This window comes from Rhizobium sp. 3T7, assembly GCF_020166565.1.
In the GTDB taxonomy this organism is placed as follows: Bacteria; Pseudomonadota; Alphaproteobacteria; order Rhizobiales; family Rhizobiaceae; genus Rhizobium.
The window spans coordinates 1-1,705 of sequence record NZ_JAIQXS010000051.1 but is presented as its reverse complement, the minus strand read 5'-3'; the positions used below and the strand labels follow the sequence as shown (position 1 = coordinate 1,705).

The window sequence follows — 1,705 nt, the reverse complement described above, 5'->3', positions numbered from 1 at the left end:
CCTCAGGGAAAACGAATCCGTCTACATTCCGCTTGGTGAAGTCCATCGCCTCGCCAATCCCGGCAAGATCATGCTCGAACTGATCGAAGTCCAAACCGGATCCTATCTCGGAGAGGACGATATCATCCGCATTGTCGACGAGTTCGGCCGCAGCTGATGAGGGCCAGAAGGCGACGTTTGATACGAGACTGAGGTAACGGCAAGCAAATGGACATACTTGAAGACAAGGGCCCAACTTCCACCACGTCTGATCGTGGCTCGAAGCTCCCGCGCTTTCTCGTTCAACTTGAGCGAGAAAGGCGCTTCTTTGACCTGGAGGCACAATGCGAGTTGAGCCGACAACCTGGACCACCGGCTTTGGTCTTTCCTCGACGCCTCAAAATCGGTCGCGTCGATGAATGAGGGCGTGCGTCCCCAAACGATCGAGCACAGTTAGTTTTTCCTAATCAGAACGGAAGAGGCACGACCCAATGCACTGGCTCCGCTACTTTGGATTAAGAACCCGAGACTTGTTGGCGCCAATTGAAACTGGTGAATCGAAAAACCACCGCTACGTTGGGCTGGACCTTTTGCGCGGCGTTGCGGCTTTGGTTGTTGTTCTCAAACACTTCGTGACGCGCCTCGAGCTGCCGTATGTTGCCCCAAATGCTTACCTTGCCGTTGATTTCTTTTTCGTCCTGAGCGGGTTCGTGATTGCCGGTGCATATTGGAAGCCCCTGGAGAGCGGGAACCTCCCTGTGGGCGGCTTTACCGGAAAGCGATTAATCAGGCTTCTCCCGCTGATTTTTGTGGGCACGTCAATTGCTGCGTTCATCGAGCTTGGTAGGCCTGAGATCAGTAACGAGCTTCAACATTTAACTGATATCGCGATCGCATTCGTCTTTGGCATCACTGCGATTCCCTTATTGCAGACCTCTATGCTGCACACTGTAACCTTGGAACAAACCGTCTTCCCGCTAAACACCCCGACCTGGTCGCTGTTCTTCGAGATTTTTGTGAATATAGCATTCGCCATGTGGGTACGCGCGCGAATAGGTCAAGCCGCGATGTGGCTTGTCATGGCTGCAAGCGGGATTGTGCTCCTGTTAGCCATTGTAAGGACCGGCGACGCCAACTTTGGTTTTCGTCCGAGCGAATTCTGGTACGGCTTTCCGCGAGTAATCTGGTCATTTTCGATCGGCCTGCTTATTTACAAACATCGCGATTTTGCACCCAGCAAATGCTTTGCGTTGGCGACAATCGTTTTGATCACCATTTTGCTCCTTCCCGATCTAGGACTTCCAAAGGCCGGGCTCGATGCAGTTTGTATTGCTGTGATAATGCCGGCTGTCGTGTTTTTCAGCCTCAATGCAAAGCTTGGCCCCGCGACCCGGCGCGTGGCAATGTGGTGTGGCAATCTATCGTATCCCGTTTATGCCGTTCACTATCCGCTGGTTCGCGCCATCTCTTTTGTGGCAACTGGGCTTCATTTGTCCTGGATGGGACAGCTCACCGTCATCGTCGTAGGAACCGTTTTTATCGTCGCACTGTCGGCTATTGTGTATGTCGTATTTGATGTGCCGTTTCGGCGAAAGCTTTCAGTATTGTCGAAGCGGGCATGAAGACCGGTTGCTCGCCAGACAGGAGTCAACGACATTTGTAACGATTTCAGTGCTGGTTTGATTTTGCGTGCCAGTTCCACGCCGAACGGATGATCTGAGACAAG

At 52.6% G+C, this 1,705-nt stretch carries 1 protein-coding gene and 1 pseudogene; both read left to right on the top strand.

The features are described 5' to 3' along the window. Positions 1-157: pseudogene (cpsB, locus tag K9B32_RS28780) on the top strand (mannose-1-phosphate guanylyltransferase/mannose-6-phosphate isomerase); the annotation flags it as partial. Between the two features lie 355 nt (positions 158-512). Then, on the top strand, positions 513-1,601 hold the full coding sequence (locus K9B32_RS28775) for an acyltransferase family protein (RefSeq protein ID WP_224568777.1): 1,089 nt from the start codon (positions 513-515) through the stop codon (positions 1,599-1,601). Positions 1,602-1,705: the final 104 nt, after the last annotated feature.